We start from the raw sequence: 1,601 nt of genomic DNA on the forward strand, positions 1-1,601 counted from the left end.
CCCTGTCTGTCAGGATCAAGTGAGACCAGCCACTCATAGCAACCCCCGCCTCACCCCAGACAGGGCGAGAACAGGAAACTCACTGCACCATGAGCATCACCACCTTGAAGCAACCAGCCCCTGATGTGTCCGAGAATAGAATCATGGATTCTTCTCCACGCTCGGACCAGCCCCGACGCCGTACCATCAGCCCTGCTCAGAAACTTGCCTATCTTGAAGGCTATGAGCAAGCCATCCAAACAAGTGAAGGCGGCAGCTACCTACGCGCCAACGGGATCTACTCCTCCCACATTGCTGAATGGCGCAAACTCCGCAACGCGGGAATCCTCGACGAGCACGCCACCACAGGCCAGTGCGGAACGCCACGGACCACGAAGAGCAAACTCACCAAAGAACAAGCAGAAATCGCACGGCTGAAGAAAGAATTAGCTGCCCGCGACGTGAAACTAGCGACCACTCAAACCGCGCTAGACATCATGGGAAAAGCGCACGCGCTCTTGGAGCAGATCTCGAAGAGCGCGGATTCAGAATAGACTCTCGTGCGTTCATGAAAAACGTCTTTGACCAGCTCGTTGAGTCTGGGATTTCGACTCGCCGAGCCAGTTCTTTGGCTGGTGTCAGTCGGGCCACGATGGCCCGCCACAAGCGTGCTGAACGTTTTCCACGCAAGCCAGTTGATGCGCCTCGGCCGGCACCGGCGAACAAGCTCACCGAGGCTGAAGAAGCGTTGATTCTTGAAACGTTGAATAGCGACCGGTTTGTGGATCAAGCACCAGAACAGATCTATGCGGTGCTGCTCAGCGAAGGGACCTACTTGTGTTCGGTGGCCAGCATGTATCGGCTTCTACGACGTGAAAAACAAGTAGCTGAGCGCCGGCGGCAGGCACGTCATCCGGCACGGAAAGTCCCTGAATTAGTGGCGTATCAGCCTGGTGAGGTCTTTTCGTGGGATATCACCAAATTGGCGGGTCCGCGCAAAGGGACTTACTTTGATGCGTACGTGATGATCGATATTTATTCTCGTTATGTCGTCGGTTGCCAGGTCCATTTGCGGGAGTCTGGGGCGTTGGCTGAAGCGTTCATGAAGCAGGTTTTTGCTCAGGATCAAGTCCCGCAGGTAGTTCATGCTGATCGCGGGACGTCCATGACGTCCAAACCGGTCGCGTCGTTGCTCTCTGATTTGGATGTGTTGCGTTCGCATTCCCGGCCGAAGGTGAGCAATGACAATCCGTATTCCGAGTCGTGGTTTAAGACTTTGAAGTATATGCCGGCTTTCCCAGAAAGGTTTGGTTCGTTGGAGCACGCTAGGGATTTTATGGACCGGTTTGTTCATGCTTATAACACTGAGCATCGCCATTCAGGACTGGGGTTTCATACTCCTGCCGACGTGCATTTCGGGATGACTGGGCACGTGGATGACCAGCGCCTAACGGCGTTGGAGAAAGCATGGGCGGAGCATCCTGAGCGGTTTGGAAAGAACCGATTACCGAAGAAAATGTTGCTGCCTGAAGTGGCTTGGATTAACGAACCGATCAAGCAGGAAGATGGAGAAAAGATGCTGGTCTAAGACTTAGTGGTCTCACTTGACTTGAAAATTTCCG

2 protein-coding genes are annotated in these 1,601 nt (G+C 54.0%); both read left to right on the forward strand.

What is annotated here, in order from left to right:
- Nucleotides 1-143 precede the first annotated feature (143 nt).
- Entirely contained in the window at nucleotides 144-533 is a 390-nt protein-coding gene (locus CIK74_RS18975; RefSeq protein WP_240520438.1) for a hypothetical protein, read from the forward strand.
- Complete coding sequence (locus CIK74_RS02545; RefSeq protein WP_240520439.1) at nucleotides 425-1,567, forward strand: IS3 family transposase; 1,143 nt, start codon at nucleotides 425-427, stop codon at nucleotides 1,565-1,567. Before CIK74_RS18975 ends, CIK74_RS02545 begins: the two co-directional genes overlap by 109 nt.
- The last annotated feature ends 34 nt before the right edge of the window (nucleotides 1,568-1,601 follow it).

The sequence above is a fragment of the Glutamicibacter sp. BW77 genome (assembly GCF_002332285.1).
Classification (GTDB): Bacteria; Actinomycetota; Actinomycetes; order Actinomycetales; family Micrococcaceae; genus Glutamicibacter; species Glutamicibacter bergerei.

Coding starts and splice junctions, on each gene's coding strand:
- CIK74_RS18975 (WP_240520438.1), top strand. CDS start 144: ATGGATTCTTCTCCACGCTCGGACCAGCCCCGACGCCGTACCATCAGC.